20 protein-coding genes and 2 tRNA genes are annotated in these 23,396 nt (G+C 60.0%); 18 read left to right on the top strand and 4 right to left on the bottom strand.

Going from position 1 to position 23,396, the window contains the following annotated elements; all coding sequences use genetic code 11:
• Window positions 1–248: 248 nt before the first annotated feature.
• The gene (locus QF629_06815) at window positions 249–1,763 is read right to left on the bottom strand and encodes a porin (protein MDP6013241.1); all 1,515 of its coding nucleotides are present in this window, start codon (window positions 1,761–1,763) and stop codon (window positions 249–251) included.
• Window positions 1,764–1,906: 143 nt separating this feature from the next.
• Here QF629_06815 and QF629_06810 point away from each other — a divergent pair, with 143 nt between their 5' ends.
• The 6 genes from QF629_06810 to QF629_06785 all read left to right on the top strand — a co-directional run bounded on the left by QF629_06810 (window position 1,907) and on the right by QF629_06785 (window position 7,480).
• On the top strand, window positions 1,907–3,400 hold the full coding sequence (locus tag QF629_06810) for an NAD(P)H-hydrate dehydratase (GenBank protein ID MDP6013240.1): 1,494 nt from the start codon (window positions 1,907–1,909) through the stop codon (window positions 3,398–3,400).
• 121 nt (window positions 3,401–3,521) lie between these two features.
• Window positions 3,522–4,784 (top strand): malonyl-CoA decarboxylase family protein, encoded by a 1,263-nt coding sequence (locus tag QF629_06805; GenBank protein ID MDP6013239.1) that lies wholly within the window; start codon window positions 3,522–3,524, stop codon window positions 4,782–4,784.
• On the top strand, window positions 4,781–5,551 hold the full coding sequence (locus QF629_06800) for an enoyl-CoA hydratase/isomerase family protein (protein ID MDP6013238.1): 771 nt from the start codon (window positions 4,781–4,783) through the stop codon (window positions 5,549–5,551). Before QF629_06805 ends, QF629_06800 begins: the two co-directional genes overlap by 4 nt.
• Before the next feature lie 88 nt (window positions 5,552–5,639).
• Window positions 5,640–5,795, top strand: a complete 156-nt coding sequence (locus QF629_06795; protein ID MDP6013237.1) for a hypothetical protein — start codon at window positions 5,640–5,642, stop codon at window positions 5,793–5,795.
• A 58-nt stretch (window positions 5,796–5,853) separates the two neighbouring features.
• Window positions 5,854–6,582 (top strand): transporter substrate-binding domain-containing protein, encoded by a 729-nt coding sequence (locus tag QF629_06790; GenBank protein MDP6013236.1) that lies wholly within the window; start codon window positions 5,854–5,856, stop codon window positions 6,580–6,582.
• A gap of 1 nt (window position 6,583) precedes the next feature.
• Window positions 6,584–7,480, top strand: a complete 897-nt coding sequence (locus QF629_06785; protein ID MDP6013235.1) for an aldo/keto reductase — start codon at window positions 6,584–6,586, stop codon at window positions 7,478–7,480.
• Here the strand turns inward: QF629_06785 and QF629_06780 are convergent.
• Entirely contained in the window at window positions 7,477–8,205 is a 729-nt protein-coding gene (locus tag QF629_06780) for an HAD-IA family hydrolase (protein MDP6013234.1), read from the bottom strand. The genes QF629_06785 and QF629_06780 overlap by 4 nt on opposite strands.
• A gap of 517 nt (window positions 8,206–8,722) precedes the next feature.
• Window positions 8,723–9,202 (bottom strand): Lrp/AsnC family transcriptional regulator, encoded by a 480-nt coding sequence (locus tag QF629_06775; GenBank protein MDP6013233.1) that lies wholly within the window; start codon window positions 9,200–9,202, stop codon window positions 8,723–8,725.
• A gap of 150 nt (window positions 9,203–9,352) precedes the next feature.
• On the opposite strand from QF629_06775, the gene QF629_06770 reads away from it, so the two are divergent.
• From QF629_06770 to QF629_06730, 9 genes are all read left to right on the top strand, one after another.
• Window positions 9,353–11,725, top strand: coding sequence for a transketolase (locus tag QF629_06770; GenBank protein ID MDP6013232.1), 2,373 nt, complete (start codon window positions 9,353–9,355; stop codon window positions 11,723–11,725).
• An 83-nt stretch (window positions 11,726–11,808) separates the two neighbouring features.
• A tRNA-Leu gene (locus QF629_06765) sits at window positions 11,809–11,895 on the top strand.
• A 44-nt stretch (window positions 11,896–11,939) separates the two neighbouring features.
• Window positions 11,940–13,280: a trigger factor gene (tig, locus tag QF629_06760; GenBank protein MDP6013231.1), complete on the top strand. Its 1,341-nt coding sequence runs from the start codon at window positions 11,940–11,942 to the stop codon at window positions 13,278–13,280.
• Between the two features lie 5 nt (window positions 13,281–13,285).
• On the top strand, window positions 13,286–13,924 hold the full coding sequence (gene clpP / locus QF629_06755) for an ATP-dependent Clp endopeptidase proteolytic subunit ClpP (protein ID MDP6013230.1): 639 nt from the start codon (window positions 13,286–13,288) through the stop codon (window positions 13,922–13,924).
• A 133-nt stretch (window positions 13,925–14,057) separates the two neighbouring features.
• On the top strand, window positions 14,058–15,326 hold the full coding sequence (gene clpX, locus QF629_06750; GenBank protein ID MDP6013229.1) for an ATP-dependent Clp protease ATP-binding subunit ClpX: 1,269 nt from the start codon (window positions 14,058–14,060) through the stop codon (window positions 15,324–15,326).
• A 120-nt stretch (window positions 15,327–15,446) separates the two neighbouring features.
• Window positions 15,447–17,891, top strand: coding sequence for an endopeptidase La (gene lon / locus QF629_06745; GenBank protein ID MDP6013228.1), 2,445 nt, complete (start codon window positions 15,447–15,449; stop codon window positions 17,889–17,891).
• Between the two features lie 138 nt (window positions 17,892–18,029).
• On the top strand, window positions 18,030–18,302 hold the full coding sequence (locus QF629_06740) for an HU family DNA-binding protein (protein MDP6013227.1): 273 nt from the start codon (window positions 18,030–18,032) through the stop codon (window positions 18,300–18,302).
• A 92-nt stretch (window positions 18,303–18,394) separates the two neighbouring features.
• Window positions 18,395–18,470: transfer RNA gene (locus QF629_06735), tRNA-Val, on the top strand.
• 477 nt (window positions 18,471–18,947) lie between these two features.
• Window positions 18,948–19,367, top strand: coding sequence for a DUF995 domain-containing protein (locus QF629_06730; GenBank protein ID MDP6013226.1), 420 nt, complete (start codon window positions 18,948–18,950; stop codon window positions 19,365–19,367).
• 404 nt (window positions 19,368–19,771) lie between these two features.
• On the opposite strand, the gene QF629_06725 is transcribed toward QF629_06730, so the two are convergent.
• Window positions 19,772–20,842, bottom strand: a complete 1,071-nt coding sequence (locus tag QF629_06725; protein MDP6013225.1) for an LLM class flavin-dependent oxidoreductase — start codon at window positions 20,840–20,842, stop codon at window positions 19,772–19,774.
• A 440-nt stretch (window positions 20,843–21,282) separates the two neighbouring features.
• Here QF629_06725 and QF629_06720 point away from each other — a divergent pair, with 440 nt between their 5' ends.
• From QF629_06720 to QF629_06710, 3 genes are all read left to right on the top strand, one after another.
• Entirely contained in the window at window positions 21,283–22,194 is a 912-nt protein-coding gene (locus QF629_06720; protein ID MDP6013224.1) for an SDR family oxidoreductase, read from the top strand.
• Between the two features lie 579 nt (window positions 22,195–22,773).
• Entirely contained in the window at window positions 22,774–22,929 is a 156-nt protein-coding gene (locus QF629_06715; GenBank protein ID MDP6013223.1) for a hypothetical protein, read from the top strand.
• Window position 22,930: 1 nt separating this feature from the next.
• Complete coding sequence (locus QF629_06710; GenBank protein MDP6013222.1) at window positions 22,931–23,269, top strand: DUF1491 family protein; 339 nt, start codon at window positions 22,931–22,933, stop codon at window positions 23,267–23,269.
• The last annotated feature ends 127 nt before the right edge of the window (window positions 23,270–23,396 follow it).

Below are 23,396 nucleotides of genomic sequence, written 5' to 3'. Positions count from 1 at the left end.
ATACCTCGACCAGAACGGCAACCCCGTTACGTGGCCCTGGATCTTCGAGCGCTTTCGTGAGGAGATGAAAGCGCCTGATTTCAGAAATTTTGAAATCGTTTTATCGACATAAATGAAAAGACTAACGGTGTGGCCACCGGTCCCTAGAGTTCGTCAACCCATGTGGAGGTTGGAGACGAAAATTACCGGCAAAGGAGGGGTCGGCTCGTCGATGGTGTCGTTCATCCTTATCACGTTTATTCGTTAGTCTACCATTTTACCTGCGCACGCAGGCCGAGCATGTCGAAGCTGTCGCCGGTGGCGAGGCCGCCTGCCCCCGGCTGGTCGCCTGCTGTGGTGCGATCTACGTCGGCGTGGATATAGTTGAACATGAAGCGAATGTACGTGTTGATGTACCAGTTTACGCCCAGGGTGAAATTGGTTTCCCTGCCGCCACGGGTGCCAACCAGCCAACTGGTGCCGTTGCTGTCGTTGAGGAAAGTATTGACCTCATCGTCGAGGTCGACATAGCTGTAGCGAAAGGCCAGCTCCCAGGCGCCCGGGCCGCCGCTGCCGAGATTGAATGGCTCGGCCGGCCTGACGCCTGACCAGGCCGCCTTGGACATGTTGTAGCCCTTGCTCTCGCCGGTGATGATCCAGCCACCCTGGATGTAGTAGCCCATATATTCTAGGTCCGGTAGGTTGTCGGCGAAGTGCTCGGCCGGATCAGAGATCTGGTCCATACCGAACCAGTTAATCTCGCCGTTGAGCCATACGCTTTCGTACTTTGCCGCCGCTTCGAGGCCGTAGGACCAGGCATCGTCGTTGCGGATGCCGTTGGCCGGGCTGGTGTTGCTGGTGGCGCTGACCCAGCGCGTGCCGTCGACGCGCAACTCGGGGTTGTCGCGCCAAGTCACGGTGGTGCCGGCTGCGACCTGCTGGGGCTCGATCATCCACGAGGCATGGGTACCGAAGTGTAACATTATTCGCTTGTCGTTGATCGGCGCGAAGGCGGTGCGACCGTTGCAAAATAGGAAATCGTCGCCGGCATCGTCGTTGATGGCGCCGTACCAGATGCCCGTATCGACGTACCATTGCTCGCCGTGGGCATTCACCGAGAGGCCATTGGCCGGCCGCGTGAAGGGGCCACTCGCTACAGTGTGACCGAGAGAGCGTTCGATGAAGCTGATGTCGTTAGAGCTGATGCGCTCGTTGAATCCGGTCGCCGCCTTGTGGCGACCGAGATTGATCGCCAGCGGCCGGAGGCCGACATAGCTGATCAAACCCTCGTAAAGAAAGGCATTGTTGTCCGGCGCGCCGCCAGAATCGAGCATCAATAGGTATTGCCAGTCGTTCTCGATCTTGCCGGTCACGCCGATGCGGGCACGGCGGAAGTTGGTGCCGCTGCTGGCATCCGGATCGATGCGCACGTCCTGCTCTCCTGAGCCCACACCGTCCTGGTTGTAGAGCGCGGTGTCGTAATGGATGCGGCCTGTAATTTTCATGGTGCTGGCGCCGTCGGCCGTCTGAAACTCTGGCGTCGGGCCTTTCATCTTGACGGTCACGCCGCCCGCATCCGCACTCGCTGCGGCTTTATCGGCGGCTTGCTGGGCCTGCTTGACCTGCGTCTCGAGCTGCCGTTTCAGCAGGATGAGCTGTTGCTCAAGCTCAAAAATGCGCGTCTCGATATCGCTGTCCGTCGCCTGCGCCTGCACTTGCGTTGCGGCCAAGAGCAATACCATGATGGTAGTGCCTATAAAGCGCGTCCCGCGCCTGATTGACATGCAAAAGCTCCTTCCACGCTTCGACTTGTCGCTTACGGCAGGTCGTAGCGGTCCGGCGTTACGGTTTCTGTATCGGTTTTGTTGCGCTTTTGTGACGCGCCAAGCCTTTGCCCAATGGCGCCGTCAGGACTAGGCTACAGCGTATGGAAACCGTCCACGAAAACGACGATTGGCGCGCGCAGGCGGTTCTGACTTGTGCTGAGATGGGCGCGGCTGATGCCGCGGCGGTCGCTGCCGGCACGGCGGGGATCGTTTTGATGGAGAATGCCTGCGCGGCCGTGACGCGGGCGATTCGGGCCCGCTGGGCACCGCGACCCACTCTGATGCTTTGCGGGCCTGGCAACAATGGCGGTGATGGCTTTGGTGTCGCTATCGAGTTGGCCCGCTATGGCTGGCCCGTCACCCTGGCACTGTGGGGCGAACCTGACAGCCTCTGCGGTGACGCGGCGATCATGGCTGGGCGCTGGCAGGGGCCTATCGTCAAGGCCTCTCCGGCGTGTCTTGCCGGCCATGGTCTCGTCGTCGATGCCCTATTTGGCGCCGGCCTCTCACGCGATCTCAATGGCCTGCCGCTGGTCCTTGCCGAGGCGTTGGCTGCTGGCCGGCACGATGTCGTCGCCATCGACGTGCCGAGCGGGCTCGACGGCGATACCGGCAAGATACGCGGGGCCGCTGCGCCGGCAGCGCTGACGGTGACCTTCTTCCGTCCCAAGCCCGGGCACCTCCTCAGTCCGGGTCGCGGACTTTGCGGTGAACTCGTGGTAGCGGATATCGGAATTCCTCCCAGCGTGCTCGACGATATTGCGCCGGTCACTGCGTTAAATGCGCCGCGCCTGTGGCAGGCGCGTCTGCCCCGGCCGACGCAGGAAGGTCATAAATATCACCGCGGTCATGCGCTGATCGTTGGCGGCGAGACCACCACTGGCGCCGCCCGGCTGGCGGCATGCTCGGCGCTCGTGGTAGGGGCTGGGCTGGTGACGGTGGTGGCGCCGGGCGGCTCCTTCCCGGTCTATGCCGCTGCCCTCGAATCGGTGATGGTGTCGGACGACGATTTTGCTGAAGTGCTTGCGGACACCCGCAAGAACGCCGTGCTCGTCGGGCCCGGCAATGGTGTTGGTGCGGCGACGCGCGAAAAGGCCATGCTGGCGCTCACCGCGGGTCGGCGCGTCGTGCTCGATGCTGACGCACTGACCAGCTTTGCTGACGATCGCGATACGCTTTTTGCCGCTACTGCGGCCTGCCCCAGCGTGCTGACACCCCATGACGGCGAGTTTTCTCGCCTGTTCGACGCCACCGGCGACCGGCTTGCCCGCGCCCGTGCCGGTGCGGCGGAATCGCGGACCGTGATGGCTCTCAAAGGGCCGGAGACCGTGATAGCCGCGCCCGATGGTCACGCTGTGATTGAATGCGGTAGTCCGGCCAATCTGGCGACTGCCGGTACTGGCGACGTTCTGGCCGGCCTCATCACCGGGCTGACGGCGGCCGGTGCCACGCCCTTCGATGCCGCCTGCATGGCAGCCTGGATCCATGCCACTGCTGCGAGTTACGCGGGGCTTGGGCTGGTCAGCGAGGCGCTGCCGCACTACGTGGCGAGCGTGCTCGCGGCCTTGCCGAGGGGCTATACCGAGGCGCATTAGATGATGATCCATTTGAGCACACAATTTTCTTCGTGGACTAAGAGTTTGGTGCGCCGCTTCTACCCGAGAACCCGCCTCGGGCCATCAAATGGGTCATTATTAGCGCATCTTGAAATTAGCCATGTCTGATAGGACCTTCCTTGACCGCACCTTGCGGCGATTGCACCGTCTGGCGACCGGGCGCGGAAGGGGCTTAGGCAACTCCTTGTCGCCGGGATTAAGCGATGATGATCTGCGGCGCCTGCAAGCGGCCATATGCGAGTGTCTGGAAGCGCGCGGCGGTGCCGTCTCCGCCTTAGCGCGCGCTGCAGAGTTGAGTGAGGCCTATTTGTGTCTCGACGAAGACGGTCGCGCTCGCTTTATCGGACTGCTTGGAAATAACTTTGGCCTGGATAGGCGACGACTCGACAATGCAGCGCGCTTGCAATTACAGGGCGTAGCCGGCGCCGAGGCCGCCTTGCGCGAGGCGCTGGAGGCGCCACGCGCGGCCTTATTCCGCCAGCTTGGCGGCCTACCCGGTGGCGTCAAGTTCCTCATCGATCTACGGGCTGAGTTGCGCCACCTGCCGCTGGGCGAGGCCGTGCGAAAAGTGATCGATAGCGAGCTAAAGGATCTGCTCGCATCATGGTTCGATGTTGGGTTTCTAGAGTTGCGGCGTATCACCTGGAACTCCTCGGCGAATCTGCTCGAGCGCTTGATCGCCTATGAGGCGGTGCACGAGATCCGCTCCTGGAGCGACCTCAAGAACCGCCTCGATTCCGACCGCCGCTGTTTCGCCTTCTTTCACCCGCGCATGCCTGACGAGCCGCTGATCTTTGTCGAGGTTGCCCTGACCACGGGCCTCGCGGGCGACATGGCGGCGTTGCTGGACGAAGCGCCACCGCCGCTTGATGCCGCAGAAGCTGATGCTGCCATCTTTTATTCGATCTCTAACGCTCAGCAAGGGCTTGCCGGAATCAGCTTTGGCAACTTTCTCATCAAACGGGTTGTCGATTTGTTGCGCGCGGAGTTCCCGGGGCTGAAGATATTCGCGACACTATCGCCGATCCCAGGCCTGCGCCGCTGGCTGGAGAAGACGGAAGCGGGAGAACCTGACGATGAGGCGGCGCTTCTGGTCGGGGCGGCGCACTACCTGTTGCGTGAGAAGCGCCGCGGTCGCGCCGCCGATCCCGTGGCCCATTTCCACCTCACCAATGGCGCGCGTGTCGAGCGCCTGGCGCCGAGCGCTGATACCTCGACGGCTGGCCTCGATCGCTCGTTGGGCATGATGGTTAACTACGTCTACAAGCTCGATGAGATTGACAGCAATCACGAGGCCTATGCGGGCAGCGGTGAGATTGCCACGTCGGCGCGTGTGCGATCGCTTCTGAAAGGCAAGGAATGACATTCGAAACCGTGACCGTGAGCGATGCCGACGGCATTGCCATCGTAACCCTTAACCGACCGGAGAAGCTCAATGCCATGAGCAACGCGCTGAAGCGCGAGCTGAGGCAGGTGGCGGAAGCGCTCGATGAGCGCGACGACCTCTCCTGCGTGCTGGTCACCGGCGCCGGGCGCGCCTTCTCGGCTGGCGCTGATCTTGACGAGCGCGAGGGCTTTGGCGACGGTGCGTCGATGGCGGAGGCGCGGCGTCTAGTGCGGCTCGGTGCGGACATGTGTGCCGCCTGGGAGCGCTTGCGTCCGCTTACTGTCGCCGTGGTCAACGGCCCTGCTATTGGCGGTGCCATGTCGCTAGCGGTCAGTTGCGATTTCCGCATCATGGGTAGTAACGCCTGGTTTCAGGCACCTGAAGTTGATCTCGGGATCAACTATTCCTGGAACAGCCTGCCGCGTATAGGCAATCTCGTAGGCTCCGCCCGCGCCAAGCTGATCGGTGCATTGGCCCGCAAGGTTGATGCCGAGACGGCGCTCGCCTGGGGCCTTTGTGAAATGATTGCCGACGATCCCATGGCGGCGGCGGGTGAACTCGCGGCGGAGATCTGCGAGCGTCCGCGTATCGCCCAGCAGATGGTCAAGGAATCGGTGAACCGGCATTTTGCCATGCCCAACAGTCTCTACCTCGACCAGGATCAGATTTTACTCATGGCGCGCGATCCGGAAAACCGCAAACACGCCGAGGCGAGGCGGGAGAAACTGGTCGGCAAGACGTGAGCGAGCCGATCACCTTTTCCAATGTGCTGCTGGCTGGGCGTATTGTCGCTTGGTGGGTGGCAGAAGGTGCGTTTGCGGGGCTTTGAATGTGCTGGCGCCCTCCGCTACCTACAGTAAGGGCGACATGGTCGCTGCCGAGCCGCCCGTTTGGTTCGCGTTAGCGGGCAGCTGGTGGCAGATTGCGGGTAACGAGGTCATAGCCAGAAAGTGCCTTGATCGCACCGGCGTCTTCGATACCTTTTGACCACTGGCACGGGCGACGTAGACTGCGGCCATCTTAAACTTCGATAGGTTAAATGGTCATGACTAACGGCGCTGCATCAGAACTCGCGTCCAGCGGCACTTTGCGGGCGGGCATCAATCTTTCTAATTTCCTGCTGGTTAGCGACAGCGCGCTGGATGGCGGGCCGATCGGCGTGGCGCCGGATATGGCACAAGCGATTGCGGACCGTCTTGATGTGGACGTGCAATTTGTCACCTTTCCATCGCCGGGTGAACTGGCGGATGCTGGTGGTAGCGATCTCTGGGATATCGGGCTTATCGCGCACGAGCCGGCGCGGGCCGAGAAGATCGCCTTCTCGCCAGCCTATGTGGAGATCGAGGCAACCTATCTGGTGCCGGTGGGTTCACCCTACTCCAGCATTGACGAGATAGACCGCGAGGGTGTGCGTATCGCCATCTCGGCGCGCAGTGCCTACGACCTTTATCTGACGCGCCACCTGAAGCATGCTGAGCTGCTGCGTGCCAAAGGGCTAGCGGCGGCGCGTGAATTGTTCGTGGCGGAAAAGCTCGACGTGCTAGCAGGCCTTCGCCCGGTGTTGATGAGTGATGTCGAAGAGATGCCCGGTGCCAAGGTTCTCGACGGCTGTTTTACCGCCGTGCAGCAGTCGATCGGCACGGCGAAGGAGAACACGGCCGCAACCACCTTCCTGCGCGACTTCGTTGAGGAGGCCAAGGCAAGCGGCCTGGTCAGCGGGCTGATCGCGCGCCACGGCATCGAGGGCCGGCTGCTGGTGGCGCCGCCCGCCTGACATGAAGAAAGTCACTCTCGGGCGCACCGGGCTCGAGGCTAGCGTCGTTGGCCTCGGCGGCGGCGGCGCGAGCCGGCTTGGTATGGGCACGGGCGCGAGCCGCGCCGAGTCCGTGTGCTTGGTGCGAAGCGCCCTCGACCTCGGCATCACCTTTTTTGATACTGCTGCGGCTTATGGCACGGAGAGCATCGTCGGTGAGGGCATCGCCGGACACCGCGAAAAAGTGATTGTGTCGACCAAGTCCCACGCACTGGACGATCCCGCCGCGCTCGCGCGCAGTCTGGAAGAGAGCCTGCGTGCGCTCGGTACCGAGTATATCGATATCTTCCACCTGCACGGGGTGCGGCCCGAACGCTATGAACGCGCGCGCGAGCGCCAGCTCCCGGTGCTGCAGCGCTTTCGTGAGCAGGGCAAGATCCGCCACATCGCCATCAGCGAGAACTTCCGCACCGATATGAGCCACGAGATGCTGCAACGGGCGCTCATCGAGGGCGGCTTTGAGATGATGATGGCCGGCTTCAATCTATTCAATCCTTCGGCCGCCAGACGCGTTTTGGCGCCAGCAAGGGAGACCGGCGTGGCGACACTGATCATGTTCGCTGTGCGTCGCGCCTTGAGCGATCCTCGCGCACTTGACGCACTGCTGGCGGGGCTGGTCGATATCGACGCTGGGGGTTTGCGTGATATCGTGCGTGACGGCGGCGCCAAGTCCTTGGTCGACGCGGGTTACCGCTATTGCCGGCAATGCGCGCCGGACAGTGTCATCCTGACCGGTACAGGTAATCCCGATCACCTGGCAGAGAACGTTGCCTCACTGGCGGCTCCGCCGTTGGCCGCGGACACCATGGCACGTCTCGACGCTTTGTTCGGCCACGTCGATTTTGTCTCGGGCGATTAAGTCCCCACTTGATCCGCCAGCTCTTCGAGGCTGTCGACGATGAAGTCGTGATGGTCCGCGCAGGTCGGTGTCGGGGTGTTGCCCCCCCATTCGGCGCGACGAGCCACGAAAGCGCTGCGGAAACCTTGCGCGCGTGCGGCGTTTAGATCCATGTCGTGCGCCGCGACCATGACGATCTCAGCCGGGTCGAGGCCTAGCAGGCGCGCGCCCTCCCGATAGACCTTGGGATTTAGCTTGTAGACATCGAGCATCTCGCAGCTAATCACCGCGTCCCAGTGAAAACCAGCTGACCGCGAGGCATCAACGATTAGTGAGACACTGAGAATGGTCAGCGTGGCAGTTATGTACTTCGTATTCAGTCGCTGTATCCCTGGGCTTGAATCCGGCCACGGCGGATTGTCGTGCCAAGCCATAGCAAGTGTCTGTGCCTCGTCGTCGCTCGGTGTCGGACCGCCAAATTTTTCTATGGCAAGGCCCACCAAAGCCTTGTGCACGCCGTCGATATTGAGGTTGGCTAAAGCGCCGACGCGCAACCCAGATTGCTCCGGCCCCAACATTTCGCGGAGCGTCTGCCGTCGCCATTCGTTGGCAACTGCGGGCCAGTCGAGTGTGACACCACGTGCATCACCCCACGATTTGAGGGCGGCGCTGGTGCCGCTGTGCCAATCCAGCACCGTGCCACCGACATCAAAAGTGAATGCCTTGATTCCTGCTATATCGCTCACAAACCATCTTCCATCGAACTCTGTGACCACTATATCCCTATGACCGACAACGTGGAACCAGCCCTCCAACTCTTTTGCAGCAAGATCGGCGCAGGTATGTCGGCATTGGTTCGGCGGTCGGCCACAGTGCCCGAAACAGTGCTGATCAGCGAAGATGGTTGGGCGTCTGCGTTTTAATCCGGTGAGATATCGATACTTGAGAATTATGTCCGCTGCTCTGAAAGGCTGCGCAGGGTAAGGGGCCACATGTGGCAGCGTTGTCGCGCGTAGCGCTATTCGTCGTCCTTGATTTTCAGCAAACAACAAAAACTAATGCGCTCAGAGGCGCGGCATTTTCGAGCAGCCCCGCGTTTCGTTTCACCTGCATTATCACGACTTTTCGGATGACGCGTATAAACAGCGGCTGCCTGCGCGCAACGAAAGTGGCACCACAATTTCCGAACCAGCGATGCGGAGTACGACCTCATCACGGGCTATTTTGTGCACCGACTTGCGAGGAGAAGTTTGAAGTGGTGGTCTATTCAGATGCGTCGAGTGGCAGCGCCGTGCGATAGGCGATTTGTTTGAGAGCGAAACTGGATTGGATGCTGCTGACGCCAGAGATTCGGGTTAGATGTTCCTTTAGAAAACGCTCGTAAGCCTCTAAATCAGATACAACAATTCGTAGAAGATAGTCGGCGGTTCCAGTCATGAGGTAGCATTCCATGACCTCGGGGCGAGCTTTGACTGTAGCCTCGAATTCATCTAAGGCCGATTCGATTTGGCGTTCCAGAGAGACGCTGACAAAAACGCTAACCGGTAGCCCCACTGCCGACTGGTCGACCAAGGTCGCATAGCGGCGGATGACGCCGCAATCTTCAAGCGCACGCACGCGGCGCAGGCAGGGCGAGGGCGAGAGACCGACGGCGCCAGCCAATTCCACATTGGGCATGCGCGCGCGCTCCTGCAGGGCGGTGAGGATCTTGCGGTCTATGGCGTCGAGGTCGGCACGAGGCATATTACGGACTCTCTTTGGCATGAAATGCCGTAACTATAATGAATGTTGGCATAAACTGCTATAATCATGGAGTAAGTGCACGCACTGCGCAATTCTTTGCAGAACCAAAAATGATACCATTTCGGCGTGCCGAAACACCGGAGATTTGACATGGTCCCGCCGGTTGCCGCCGTCGCTTCCCCTGCCACCACCATCGAGACCACGCCCCATATAGGGGCGCTGCGAGAACTTGAGCGCAAGGTGGTCTGGCTGTCGTCGTGGATCATCCACAACGCCAACCACATCCGCGAGACCAAGGATGGCGTGAAGGTGGGCGGCCATCAAGCTTCCTCGGCCTCGCTGGCGACGTTGATGACGGCACTCTATTTCCACGCGCTGAGGCCCCAGGACCGTGTCGCGGTTAAGCCCCATGCGAGCCCGGTCTTCCACGCCATTCAGTATCTGTTCGGTCGGCAGACACAAGACCAGATGGCACGTTTTCGTGGCTTCGGCGGCGCCCAGCCCTATCCCTCGCGCACCAAGGATGAGGACGACGTGGATTTTTCCACCGGCTCGGTGGGCTTGGGTGGTGCTATGACAGTCTTCGCTTCGCTGACCCAGGACTATCTCCGCTTGCACGGCCTGGAGCACGAGGACTGGTCCCACGACGGGCGCATGATTGCACTCTTCGGCGATGCCGAACTCGACGAAGGCGTGGTCTTCGAGACCCTGCTGGAGAGTTGGAAGCACGACGTGCGGAACTGTTGGTGGATCATCGACTACAACCGCCAGAGCCTCGATAGCGTTGTCACCGATCGTCTGTTCAATCGGCTCGACGGGCTGTTCTCGTCGATGAACTGGGACGTGCAAACCATCAAGTACGGCAAACTCTTGCAGGCTCAGGCGCCGCGTCCGGGTGGCGAGGCGTTGCTCGACTGGATCGACAGCTGCCCGAACCAACTCTATTCGGCGCTGACCTTCAAGGGCGCCGCCGCCTGGCGCGAGCATCTCAGGCGCGATCTCGGCGATACTGCCGGCATCAAGGCGCTGCTCGACGATCACGATGACGATGCCCTGCATGCGCTGATGACCAATCTCGCGGGCCACGATTTGGAAACCGTGCTCGAAGCATACGCAAAGGCTGCTGAGAGCGACCGGCCCCAGGCTATCATCGCCTATACGGTCAAGGGTAAGGGGCTGCCCCTGGAAGGCCATAAGGACAACCATTCCGGTCTCATGACATCGGAGCAGATGGCGCACTTCAAGGCCATGAACGCCATTGGCGACGGTGAGGAGTGGGAGCGGTTTGCCGGGCTCAACCTGGCGCCGGGGGTCTTGCAGGCAGCGATCGATGCGGCGCCGTTTGCGGCGGATGTAAGGCGACGCTTCGCCGCGCCACGAGTGGCGGTCCCCGATAGCTTGGAGGTTTCTGTGAAGGAGACGGCCTCAACCCAGGAGGCCTTCGGTCGCATTCTCAACGACATCGGCCGCGGTGACAGTGCGCTGGCTCGACGCCTCATTACAACCTCGCCCGACGTCACTGTGTCGACCAATCTCGGCGGCTGGGTTAACCAACGCCAGATCTTCGACCGCCACGAGCGTGCCGATATCTTCCGGGCTGAGCAGGTGGTCTCGGCCCAGCGCTGGACGGCATCACCCACGGGGCAGCATATTGAACTCGGCATCGCTGAGAACAACCTGTTCCTCACGCTGGCCGCGCTGGGGCTGTCGGCGGAGATGTTCGGCACGCGGTTGCTGCCCATCGGCGCGCTCTACGATCCCTTCATCGCGCGCGGCCAGGACGCCATGGTCTACGCCTGCTATCAGGACGCCCGTTTCATGCTGATCGGCACGCCGTCCGGCATAACCTTGGCGCCCGAGGGTGGTGCGCATCAGTCCCTGGGCACGCCACCGATGGGCATTGCGCAACCGAACCTAACCTATTTTGAACCTGCTTTTGTGGATGAGCTTTCCACTATAATGCGTTGGAGTTTTGATCATATTCAGGATGATGATGGCGGTTCCGTCTATCTGCGTCTTTCGACCCGATCGATCGCTCAGCCCAAGCGCGAGATGGACGCTAGTGCGGTGCTTGACGGCGCCTACTGGCAGGTTGCGCCGGAGTTGGGCACGGAGATTGCCATCATTTATTGCGGTGCCGTGGCCCCTCAGGTGGTTGAGGCCCATGCTGCGATCGCCGGGGATATACCGGGAGTAGGCTTGCTCGCCGTGCCATCTGCTGACCGCCTATATCGCGGTTGGGAGGAGGCAAGACGCGGCCGTCAGTCCGGCGAGAGCACGGTCGTCGCGCCCATCGAGCGTCTGCTCGCTGATCTGGCGCCGAATGCGGCGTTGGTGACAGTTCTCGATGGGCATCCTTCGACTTTGGCCTGGCTCGGCTCGGTGGCCGGTCATCGCGTGCAGCCACTCGGCGTCTCCTCCTTCGGGGAGTCGGGCAACCTGTCCGACCTTTACCGTGTCCACGGCGTCGACAAAGACGCCATCATCGATGCTGCGGCTCAGGCCTGTCTGTCCCGCCTGTAAGTTTTGCTTGGTCTTCGCCCGACGAAGGGCTACATGTTGCGCGCCCTCCCGCAGGTGCGGGGGTCGGCCTGGCTCCGGTGTCGGCGGGCGTGGCGGAACTGGTAGACGCGCCAGGTTTAGGTCCTGGTGGCCGTAAGGCCGTGGGGGTTCGAGTCCCTTCGCCCGCACCATACGCCTAGGGGTCGTCTTTTCGGCAATCACAACAGAGTTCGTCATGCAGGTAACGGAAACACTCTCGGAGGGTCTGAAGCGCGAATACAAGGTGATCGTGCCCGCCGACGAGATTGAGTCGCAGATCGTCGAGAAGCTGTCGACTATACAGGAAACCGCGGAAATCAAGGGCTTTCGGCCTGGCAAGGCGCCTTTGGCGTTGCTACGCAAGCGTTTCGAAAAGGCGGTGATGGACGAGGTGCTGTCCGAGGCGATCAACAAGTCGTCAGAACAGGCCATGATGGACCATAGCGTGCGCCCGGCAATGAAACCCGAGGTCGACATGGGCGAGTTCGAGAACGGTGCCGACCTCGAATACACTCTGTCGCTGGAGACCTTGCCCGATATCGAGCCCGGCGATTTCAAGGGCATAGAGGTCACCCGTCTCAAGGTCGAGGTGGGCGACGACACCGTCGACGAGGCGGTACAGAAGATTGCTGACGAGCAGAAGGACTTCGAGGTTGTCGAGGAAGTGCGCGATGCGGCTGAAGGCGACGCCCTGCGCATCGACTTCGTCGGCCGTATTGATGGCGAGGCGTTCGAGGGCGGTAGCGCTGAGGAGTTCCAAATCGAGATCGGCTCGAATTCTCTGGTGCCAGGCTTCGAGGAGCAACTGATCGGCGTCAAGGTTGGCGATGATGTCGAGGTCACGGTGACCTTCCCGGAGGACTATCCGGGCGAGGCCGTGGCTGGCAAGGACGCGGTTTTCGAGGTCAAGGTGCATCAACTTCTCGAACGCAAGAAAACTGCGGTCGATGATGCGCTCGCCGAGCGCATGGGGCTCGACGATTTGGCTGCCCTGCGTACGGCCGTGCGCGATCAGATTGATCGCGACTACGGCACTGCCTCGCGCACGCGCCTCAAGCGGGACATCCTTGACAAGCTTGCCGCGGAGCACGACTTCGAAGTCCCGCCGGGCATGCTGGAGCGGGAGTTCGAGTCGATCTGGCAACAGATCACCCACGACATGGAGCACGAGAACAAGACCTGGGACGACATGGACGAGACCGAGGAGGAAGCGCGCGAGGAATACCGCCACATCGCTGAGCGCCGCATCCGTCTGGGCCTGCTGCTGTCTGAGATTGGCCAGCGCAACGAGATTGTCGTGCCCCAGGAAGAACTCAACCGCGCGGTCATGGACCAGGCCCGCCGCCATCCTGGCCAAGAGCAGCAGGTCTTCGACTATTTCCGCAGCAATCAGCAGGCCATGAGTGAGTTGCAGGCGCCGCTCTATGAGGACAAGGTGATCGACTTCATTATCGAGATGGCCAATGTCGAGGAAAAGGCGGCGACTGGGGAAGAACTCTTTGCCGATCCAGAGGACGCTGACGCGAAAGCGGAGTAGAGACGATGAGGGATCCCATCGAGACCACTATGAACGCGCTGGTGCCCATGGTGGTGGAGCAGACCAACCGTGGCGAGCGGGCCTATGATATCTATTCGCGCCTGCTCAAGGAGCGCATCATCTTTGTTACGGGCGCGGTTGATGATCTGGTGGCATCATTGGTCACGGCGCAGCTGCTCTATCTTGAATCGGAGAACCCAACCAAGGACATCGCCCTCTATATCAACTCGCCGGGTGGCGTCGTCACCTCGGGCCTGGCGATTTACGACACCATGCAATACATCCGCCCGGCTGTCTCGACCCTGTGCATTGGCCAGGCTGCGTCCATGGGGTCATTGCTGCTGGCCGCCGGAACTCCTGGCATGCGCCACTCACTGCCAAACGCGCGTATCTTGATTCACCAGCCTTCCGGCGGCTTTCAGGGTCAGGCCACAGATATCGAAATACATGCCAAGGAGATCTTGGCGCTGCGTAGCCGACTCAACGAGATTTACGCCCGCCATACCGGCCAGAAGCTCACGGACATCGAAAAAGCGATGGAGCGCGACCGCTTCCTGATGCCAGAGGCGGCGAAGGAGTTCGGGCTCATCGACGAAGTCGTCACCAGCCGCCCGACGCCGGAAGAAGAGGATTCTGGGAGCTGAGGTGTGGCTTGGACGCAACCACTCCAGTACGATTTTGCATTTGCGGCACCGTGCACTCAGTCTATGGTTGTTGTTTGGTGTATGCCGCGTCTAGCATCGGCGATTCGCGCACGCGACTAGCGTTGAGATCTATATGAACAAGCCAACCGACGCCGAATCGAAGAACACGCTTTACTGCTCTTTCTGCGGTAAGAGCCAGCATGAGGTGCGCAAGCTCATCGCGGGACCGACCGTGTTCATCTGCGACGAATGCGTCGAGCTTTGCATGGACATTATCCGTGAGGAGCACAAGAACAACCTCGTCAAGACGCGTGACGGCGTGCCGACGCCGATCGATATCTGCACTATCCTCGACGACTACGTGATCGGCCAGAACCATGCCAAGCGCGTGCTCTCGGTGGCTGTGCATAACCACTACAAGCGCCTGGCCCATGGCGCGAAGAACAACGATGTTGAGCTAGCCAAGTCGAACATTCTGCTGATCGGTCCGACCGGCTGCGGCAAGACGCTGCTGGCACAAACGCTGGCGCGCATCCTCGACGTGCCCTTCACTATGGCCGACGCAACGACGCTGACCGAGGCCGGCTATGTCGGCGAGGATGTCGAGAACATCATCCTCAAGCTGCTGCAATCCGCCGACTACAACGTCGAGCGGGCACAGCGCGGCATCGTCTATATCGACGAGATCGACAAGATCAGCCGCAAGTCCGACAATCCGTCGATCACCCGCGACGTCTCGGGCGAAGGCGTGCAGCAGGCCCTGCTCAAGATCATGGAAGGAACTATCGCCAGCGTGCCGCCGCAGGGCGGCCGCAAGCACCCTCAGCAGGAGTTCCTGCAGGTCGATACTACCAATATTCTGTTCATCTGCGGTGGTGCCTTCTCGGGCCTTGACAAAATCATCTCACAGCGCGGCCGCGGCACCTCAATCGGCTTCGGCGCTGATGTGCGCGCCAAGGAGGAAGCCAAAACGGGCGAGATTCTGCGTCGTATCGAGCCTGAGGATCTGCTCAAGTTTGGCTTGATCCCAGAATTTGTCGGCCGCCTGCCGGTTATCGCGACCCTCGAGGATCTCGACGAGGATGCGCTGGTGAAGATCCTGACGCTACCCAAGAACGCCCTGATCAAACAGTATCAACGCTTGTTCGATATGGAGAGCGTGCAGCTCGCCTTCTCCGATGATGCCCTCGGCGGCATCGCGCAAAAGGCGATTGCGCTCAAGACCGGTGCCAGGGGCTTGCGCTCTATTCTGGAGAGCATTCTGCTCGATACCATGTACGATCTGCCTGACCTCGACGGGGTTGAGGAGGTGGTGATCAATCGCAAGGTGGTTGAGGGTCGCGCGAGCCCGCTGCAGATTTATGCCGATCGCACGGAAGATGTAAAGTCCACCGCATCGTAATCAAGTCCGCAGCGGACTTGACGAATCGGCTCGTTACCGCCACCTAAGTGTATCCCGCACGGCCGACCGGTCGGCGGCATTGCTCCGGTGTCCGCCGGGGCCAGTGACGGTGCGAGACTGATGACAAAACCATCTCCTGCGACCCTCTATCCCGTTCTTCCCCTGCGCGATATCGTGGTGTTTCCTCACATGATCGTGCCGCTCTTCGTGGGCCGTGACAAATCTGTGCGCGCGCTGGAAGAGGTTATGAAGAACGACAAGCAAATTCTGCTCGTCACCCAACGCGATGCCGGCATGGACGATCCATCGACCGATGAAATTTTTGCGGTCGGCACCGTCGGCACGGTGCTGCAGCTGCTAAAGCTGCCAGACGGTACGGTCAAGGTCCTGGTCGAAGGCGGCTCTCGCGCGACGATCGAGCGCTATACTCGTATCGACGACTATTTCGAGGCCCTCGCCGTGCTCATGGACGAGCACGAGGAGGATCCGGCCGAGATCGAAGCCCTGGCACGCGCGGTCACCTCGCAGTTTGAGAATTATGTCAAGCTCAACAAGAAGGTGCCGCCGGAGGTTCTGGTCTCGCTCAATCAGATCGAGGAGCCTAGCCGGCTGATCGACACTATCGCCTCGCATCTCGCGATCAAGATTGCTGAGAAGCAGGAACTGCTTGAGATAGAATCCGTACGCGAGCGCCTGGAGCGCGTCTACGCCATGATCGAAGGCGAGATCGGCGTCATGCAAGTCGAGAAGCGCATCCGCTCGCGGGTCAAGCGGCAAATGGAGAAGACCCAGCGCGAGTATTACCTCAACGAGCAGATGAAGGCGATCCAGAAAGAACTCGGCGAGGGCGAGGACGGCAAGGACGAGATCGCCGAGCTGGAAGAGGCGATTGAAAAGACTAAGCTCAGTGCCGAGGCGCGAGAGAAATCGCTCAGCGAACTCAATAAGCTGCGCAATATGAGCCCGATGTCAGCAGAAGCTACGGTCGTGCGCAATTACCTCGACTGGATGCTGTCGATCCCCTGGAAGAAACGCACACGTATCAAGAAGGATCTGGTGCGCGCCCAGGCAATCCTGGACGAGGATCATTATGGACTGGTGCGAGTGAAAGAGCGCATCGTCGAATATCTGGCAGTTCAGCTCAGGGCCAAGAAGATGCGCGGACCCATTCTATGCCTGGTGGGACCGCCGGGCGTCGGTAAAACCTCGCTCGGCAAATCGATCGCGCGCGCCACGGCGCGCAACTTCGTGCGCATCAGTCTGGGTGGCGTGCGCGACGAGGCTGAGATCCGCGGCCATCGCCGGACCTATATCGGTTCTTTGCCCGGCAAGATCATCCAGGGCATGAAGAAGGTGAAGTCCTCCAACCCCCTGTTCCTACTCGACGAGATTGACAAGATAGGGGCAGATTTTCGCGGCGATCCGGCAGCGGCGCTGCTGGAGGTGTTGGATCCGGAGCAGAACCTGGCCTTCAACGACCATTATCTAGAGGTCGACTACGATCTCAGCGAGGTCATGTTCATCACCACGGCGAACACGCTGCGCATTCCGCCGGCCTTGCTCGACCGCATGGAGACCATTCGGCTTGGCGGCTATACGGAGGAAGAGAAGATCGAGATCGCCAGGCGCCACCTGATCCCGAAGCAGGTCGAGCGCCACGGCCTTAAGGACGGCGAATGGTCCATCTCTGACGAGGCGCTGCGCGATATTGTTCGCCTTTATACGCGTGAGGCCGGGGTGCGCAATCTCGAGCGTGAGATCGCCAATCTGACCCGCAAGGCGGTGAAGGAGATCCTGCTCGCCGTGGCCGACGGCAAATCGGTTGAGACGCGCAAGGAAGGTGAGGAGCATAAGGTCAAGGTCACCCGGCGCAACCTTGCGAAGTACGCCGGTGTGCCGAAGTACCGGCACGGAGAGGCGGATAGCGAGCCGCTTACCGGCGTGGTGACGGGGCTTGCTTACACGGATACGGGCGGTGAACTGTTATCGATCGAAACGGCGGTTATGCCAGGTAAGGGGCGGCGCACGATCACCGGCCAGCTTGGTGATGTGATGCAGGAATCGGTGCAGGCGGCGGTTTCCTATGTGCGCTCGCGTGCCACCGAGTTCGGCATCGAGCCGCCTTTGTTTGAGAAGCGCGATTTGCACGTCCACGTGCCGGAGGGTGCGATTCCCAAGGACGGTCCGTCAGCGGGTATCGCGATTGCTACGTCCATCGTCTCGGCCCTCACCGGAATCAGTGTGCGCCATGATATCGCCATGACAGGGGAGGTGACTTTGCGCGGGCGGGTGCTTCCGATCGGCGGTTTGAAGGAGAAGCTGCTCGCTGCCTTACGTGGCGGAATGACGACTGTGCTGATCCCCAAGGAAAACGAGAAAGATTTGGCCGATATCCCGGAAAACGTGAAGCGGAAGCTCACGATCATTCCTGTGGTGATGGTCGGCGAAGTACTTGAGCATGCGTTGACCGGCCGGCCTGTTCCCGTCGAATGGGACGAGGCGGAGGCCGCATCAGTGGCGATCGATAACGACGAGGGTGGGGACGATTCTGTCCTAACACATTAAAACCGGATTTAGCAGGAGTTTTAGGGGATGTTTGAATTGACGCATTGTTGGGCTCGCCGTAGAGTGTGATCAATGGGATAGCGGTCTGTAGCCGCCAAGTTTCCGAGAGTCTAGTTTCAGCAATAGGGGGGCCCGCTTGTGAACAAAAACGAACTCATCGGGGCAGTTGCCGACGCGGCCAATCTGTCGAAATCTGATGCGTCAGGGGCAGTTGATGCGATATTGGATACAATTACTGCGGCGCTAAAAAGAAAGGAAGATGTACGCTTGGTCGGCTTCGGCACGTTCAGCGTTACTCGTCGCGCGGCGTCGCAAGGTAGGAATCCTCGCACCGGTGACAAGATCTTGATTGCAGCTTCAAACCAGCCAAAGTTTAGGGCCGGCAAAGGCCTGAAGAGTGCGGTCAACTAGCTGAGAAAAGAGACGGTAAGAAGAAACATGCCGGCCTCTTCGCGGAGGCCGGCATTATTTTTTCTGGGTCCGGTCGCGGCCCGTTGATTGCCGGGCGATTAGCTCAGCTGGGAGAGCGCCTCGTTTACACCGAGGAGGTCGGCGGTTCGATCCCGTCATCGCCCACCACCCCGTGAGCGGCGGTGGCGCACGTCTTCGGGTCACCTTTCGATCAGTTGTGGTGCGACGAGAGGTCGCGTATAGGGGCAGACGGTGATACATGTGCCGCACCTCAAGCGCTCTCTTGAATAGGGGATGCATTTGTGGAAATCGGCGCACCATTTTTGTGCTGCAAGTCATTTACTTCTCGTTCGAGATAGTTTTGCGCGGTTAGGCATTGTGGGCTAGGCGGTTTTGAGCAAGGTGGTCGACGCGATCAAAGTTGTTGTGCCCAAAAGCGTGGCGCGCCTGCCAGGGTTGGCGCCTGCGTTCGCGGTCCTGTGATCTTACCTCGGGCTCATGGCTCGGATGACCTCCCACGATGCCATGGGAATATAGTGTCGCGGTCTGTGGGGCGGGGTTCCACCGTCCACGGGGCTTCTTGAACTCGTACCTGCCGCGGCCATATTGTAGAGCCAGTGCACATGGCCGGAAACGGCGGTGATAATGAAATTCTTGAGCAAACTTTCGACCGTAGCGCTCTTGCTGGCCGTCGCACTATCGAGCATCGTCTCCAATGCCGAAGCGCGGCCGAAGCGCTTGAGCTCTGACGAGGTGACTGCTTTGCTGCGTGGCAATACCGTCTATGGCTTCAATCCTAACGACGAAACCAGTTATGTCATGTTTCACGCGGTGAACGGCCGGGTGAGGGCGGAGCTGAGCGGTATTGGTAGCACCGTTTCGAAATCTGATGGCCGCTGGTGGGTCAACGATCTGGGTCAGCTTTGCGTCGAGTGGGAAAATTTTCGTTGGATCAGCTCGTGTGCTACTGTCAACGAGAATGAGGGCGTCATCACCTTTACCGATGACAACGGACGCATCATTTCCTTTGGCGAGATAGAAGTCGGAAATCCCGACGGTATTTGACAGGCGACAAGCCGCGTTCTGCCATTTTGATCCAGCAGCCTATGCTCGGGGTTTGCCTCCGTGGTCCGCGGCCAGTTTCCGCCACCGTTTTTATGACTTCGTAGAACTCGCGTCTGGCGTTTGGAACAGGCTGCCGATCAGCAGCGCTTGCGGTAGGACTCAATAGGGAGAACGATGAATCTGAGGCCCCCACCGCCACGGTGCATACTGCGAGCGTGCCACAGCCGTACCGCAGCTGGATCCCGAACATTTGACGGCCCTGACCAGCGAGCACTGCCACCACCACGGTGAGCGTCGCCTTTAAGAGCGGCGATGCCAGCCCAGGCATGGCTTGCCCGTGGTTCCCGAAAAATACCTTAGCCCATGGCGCACATCAGACCGTGGTCGAACCACGCGGTGCATTGTCAGACTGCTTGCGCGGCCAGCACCTCGCGCACCCTGGGCATGACCTCTGCCGCGAACAACCGCATCGACCGTTTGGTCTCCTCATGACCCATGCCACCGAACTTCATCTCCGCCATCCAATGATTGACGCCGGCCTCGGTAGCATAAGTGAGAATACGCTCGGCCACCTGTTGCGGAGTGCCAAAGGCGCTGCCCCAACTAGCAAGGTCCTCGTATGTGACCTTGGCGTGGGCTTGGCGCACTTTGTCGTAAATCTCGTAACTGGAGTGGATCTTTTTGCCCGGCGCGCCCGGCAGTACCTTCTGAAACAGTTCATGGTACCACATGGCATGGGGCTCGGCCGTGTCCTTGGCCTCGGCTTCTGTCTCGGCGACGAAGGTCTGCATCAACATTGGTTGATCCTGGTTCATCGGGTCGCGACCAGCGTCATTCATATATTTGGTGTACTCGCCCCATTGCTCCTGCACTAATTCCAATGAAGTAAAGCGGGGCGCTCGCAGGATCGACAGGCCTCTCTGCGCCGCTAACTGGTACGACGGCGGCGACACGGCGGCCATGTACATAGGCGGATGGGGCTGTTGCACCGGTTTGGGAAATAGTTGCACGTCGTTGCAGGACCAGAACTGTCCTTGGTGCGAGAAGGTCTCGCTGCTGAAGCATTTCAGCAGGATCTCCATGGCTTCGAAGAAACGTTCGCGGGAGTCAGACGGATCCAAGCCAAAACCAGCGAATTCGCCCGGCTGGTAAGCCCGACCAACGCCCAGCAACAGCCGGCCCTCGCTCAGGCAATCCACCAGAGCGGCCTGCTCGGCCACCCGTACCGGGTGCTGTAGAGATAAAAGAACGACGGCGGTGCCGATCTTAATCCGTTTGGTGCGCTGGGCGATGGCGGCGGCTAGGGTTAGGGTATCGCCCAGCATGCCGTAAACCGAGAAATGGTGCTCTGGCAGCCAGACTGAATCGAATCCCAACTCCTCCGCCAGTTCCACTTCTTCGAGAAATTCCTTGAATACCTGGGCCTGCGGCTTTTTGCCAAACTCGCTGAACAGATACATTATTCCGAATTGCATGACGTTCCCTCTTAGCCTGGATTATTCACGACGGTCCTGGATGAGCGTGGATCAACCTGTTGGGCATCCATACGGATTCGGTTTTGAGACGGGTTCCTACGGCAATATGAAGATCCCCGGTTCGTTGTGTACCAGCTTAGCCCCTCGGTTGTCGGCCTGTCAGCCGTTTGTGATAAGGAGGTCCTCATTCGTTTCGATAGCGGGTGGCTGTCAGTGGACGGCAGCCTGTTTGCTTCTACACAGAATCGAGGTGCGCCTTGGGCAGGCCGATAGCCTCCGGTTACGAGGATTGCCACGATCTCGACCTGAAGCGCTCCAAAGCCTCATTTTATATTCCGTAACCCGCGACTGGCACTCGTTAGCGGAGCCAACTAGGATCAATGCTGCGGCTGGATTTCTGTGGCTGTTGCGCAAGGGAGAGGACGATGGCTAAAGGCGGCATGCTGGCAGGCAAGAGGGTATTAATTTCGGGCGCAGGCCGGGGTATCGGCCGCGCCATGGCTATCATGATGGCAGGTGAGGGTGCGCGTGTGGTCGTTAATGATCTCGGCGGCACCGAGAAGGGCGAGGGCGAGGATAAAGTGCCGGCGCTTGAGGTGGTCGACGAGATTGCCGTTGCTGGTGGTGAGGCCGTGGCCAATTTCGACAGCGTCACCGATCCAGAGGCTGCCGAAGCCATGGTTGCCCAAGCTGTCGATTCCTTCGGGGGGCTCGATGCGGTAGTCAGCAATGCCGGCATTCTGCGCGACGGTATTTTTCACAAGATGAGCGAGGCGGACTGGGATGCCGTAATCTCGGTTCATCTCAAGGGTAGCTTTAATGTCAGCCGTGCCGCGGCGACACGTTTTCGAGAGCAAGGCGGCGGCGCTTTCGTCTTTATGACATCGACTTCTGGTCTGATCGGAAATGTCGGACAGGCTAACTACTCTGCGGCAAAGCTTGGTATCGTCGGGCTATCGAAGTCGATCGCGCTGGATATGGCGCGCTTCGGTGTGCGCTCGAACTGCATATCGCCCTTCGCTTGGAGCCGCATGATCGGCACCATCCCCATCACTGACGACTCCCAGGCCGCCAGAATCGCGCGTCTGAAGGCGATGACTCCGGACAAAATCGCACCTCTCGCCACCTATCTGGTTAGCGACCGGGCGAGCGAAGAGGGGGTCAGTGGTCAGATTTTTGCCGTGCGCAACAACGAGATCTTCCTCATGAGCCAGCCGCGCCCCGTGCGCTCCGTCCATCGTGGTGAGGGCTGGACCCCCGCGAGTGTCGCTGAGCACGCGATGCCGGCGCTTTCGGCCTCGTTCCATGGTCTCGATGTGACAACCAATGTCTTCGGTTGGGACCCTATTTGAGTGGGATGGCGCCTTAGCAGTCGCCTTCTGTCATCCGGAAAATGCAATTGCCGGCGGTCCGGTCTTATAGGTGAAAATTGCTTCCTTCTGCGCGCCCTGTCATGAGGGTTGCAGCCCATTTCGACGCATTGGAAGCGCGCAATACAAGGGCGTTTGAGGCGGGGTATCTGATCCAAGTTGAGGCATTGACGACACACCTCAGATAAAGTTATTTGGAAAATAGCGGGAGCGTACGAACGAGAACGGCGGCAATTGTCGTAGCCTAGGTGGTGGTGTGTTCAACATGCCGGCAATACGGAAATCGAAACCCCATAGAATGGTGGCTTAATCGGCGACGACATCTGTGTCGAATGCCACGTTGTGAGGGATAATCAGGTGAATGTGTGGTTAGTAGGCCTACCCGCTTTCTGTGAGATCGCCAACAATCCGCAACGAAGCGAGAATTGACTGCGCAGTTTCATGGTGACGGCCGTTGCGGGATTTTTAATTTTGTTTTTCGACGCGAACTGGTGGTGGCATCTTAAGCTACATTAGAATGTTAGGAACGCCGTGACGCGATTGTCTGTCAGAGCTCTGTGTGTGGCCGTATCGTTCTTCTTGGCTAAGCAAGCTAATACTAATGCGTCGGTGGTCGTCCTCGGTGTGATGAGCGGCGTCTATGTTGTGGCCCGCAGCGTCAACATCACCCACGAGCCGATCTCCAACATCGGCTGGATGGCAGCCATCACTAACTAAAATGGAGGAGGCCCGCCTGCCGACGGAGCTGTGGATGCAGGCCCATTTGCGCCGCTGTATGGCCGAGGCCGTTCCGGTCTACGTCCTGCGCAAGGGGGACCCCCACGGTGGCATGCTGCTTCTCAAGCTCAACCAAGGTGCAAACGGTTGCCGCGTGCTCTCTCAAACGCGCGATGTTGATGGTGCGCGGGCCTGGATTGCGGCACTATCCGGAGAGAGCGTCACCGAGGAAGAGGCTGACGCGTATATCGCGCGCGCTATTGACCGCGACCCGGATCTGTGGGTGGTGGAGATAGTGCACGCAAAGGGTTGGCACCCGTTCGAGGGAAAGTTGCTTTGAGCCACGGATTGCAGCTTGCGGATCCACTCCCCAGCAGCGTTTTGGATCCAATCTCCTGAGGCGGCCTTTTCGCGCAGTCGAACCCAGCTCTAGCCTCGGTTTTGGCTGGCGGCCGGCTGGTATCCGC

It is taken from the genome of Alphaproteobacteria bacterium, assembly GCA_030739735.1.
GTDB lineage: Bacteria > Pseudomonadota > Alphaproteobacteria > UBA7887 > UBA7887 > UBA7887.
This window is presented reverse-complemented; position numbering and strand designations above follow the sequence as displayed.

Coding starts and splice junctions, on each gene's coding strand:
- QF629_06815 (MDP6013241.1), bottom strand. CDS start 1,763: ATGTCAATCAGGCGCGGGACGCGCTTTATAGGCACTACCATCATGGTA.
- QF629_06810 (MDP6013240.1), top strand. CDS start 1,907: ATGGAAACCGTCCACGAAAACGACGATTGGCGCGCGCAGGCGGTTCTG.
- QF629_06805 (MDP6013239.1), top strand. CDS start 3,522: ATGTCTGATAGGACCTTCCTTGACCGCACCTTGCGGCGATTGCACCGT.
- QF629_06800 (MDP6013238.1), top strand. CDS start 4,781: ATGACATTCGAAACCGTGACCGTGAGCGATGCCGACGGCATTGCCATC.
- QF629_06790 (MDP6013236.1), top strand. CDS start 5,854: ATGACTAACGGCGCTGCATCAGAACTCGCGTCCAGCGGCACTTTGCGG.
- QF629_06785 (MDP6013235.1), top strand. CDS start 6,584: ATGAAGAAAGTCACTCTCGGGCGCACCGGGCTCGAGGCTAGCGTCGTT.
- QF629_06775 (MDP6013233.1), bottom strand. CDS start 9,202: ATGCCTCGTGCCGACCTCGACGCCATAGACCGCAAGATCCTCACCGCC.
- QF629_06770 (MDP6013232.1), top strand. CDS start 9,353: ATGGTCCCGCCGGTTGCCGCCGTCGCTTCCCCTGCCACCACCATCGAG.
- tig (MDP6013231.1), top strand. CDS start 11,940: ATGCAGGTAACGGAAACACTCTCGGAGGGTCTGAAGCGCGAATACAAG.
- clpP (MDP6013230.1), top strand. CDS start 13,286: ATGAGGGATCCCATCGAGACCACTATGAACGCGCTGGTGCCCATGGTG.
- clpX (MDP6013229.1), top strand. CDS start 14,058: ATGAACAAGCCAACCGACGCCGAATCGAAGAACACGCTTTACTGCTCT.
- lon (MDP6013228.1), top strand. CDS start 15,447: ATGACAAAACCATCTCCTGCGACCCTCTATCCCGTTCTTCCCCTGCGC.
- QF629_06730 (MDP6013226.1), top strand. CDS start 18,948: ATGAAATTCTTGAGCAAACTTTCGACCGTAGCGCTCTTGCTGGCCGTC.
- QF629_06725 (MDP6013225.1), bottom strand. CDS start 20,842: ATGCAATTCGGAATAATGTATCTGTTCAGCGAGTTTGGCAAAAAGCCG.
- QF629_06720 (MDP6013224.1), top strand. CDS start 21,283: ATGCTGGCAGGCAAGAGGGTATTAATTTCGGGCGCAGGCCGGGGTATC.
- QF629_06710 (MDP6013222.1), top strand. CDS start 22,931: ATGGAGGAGGCCCGCCTGCCGACGGAGCTGTGGATGCAGGCCCATTTG.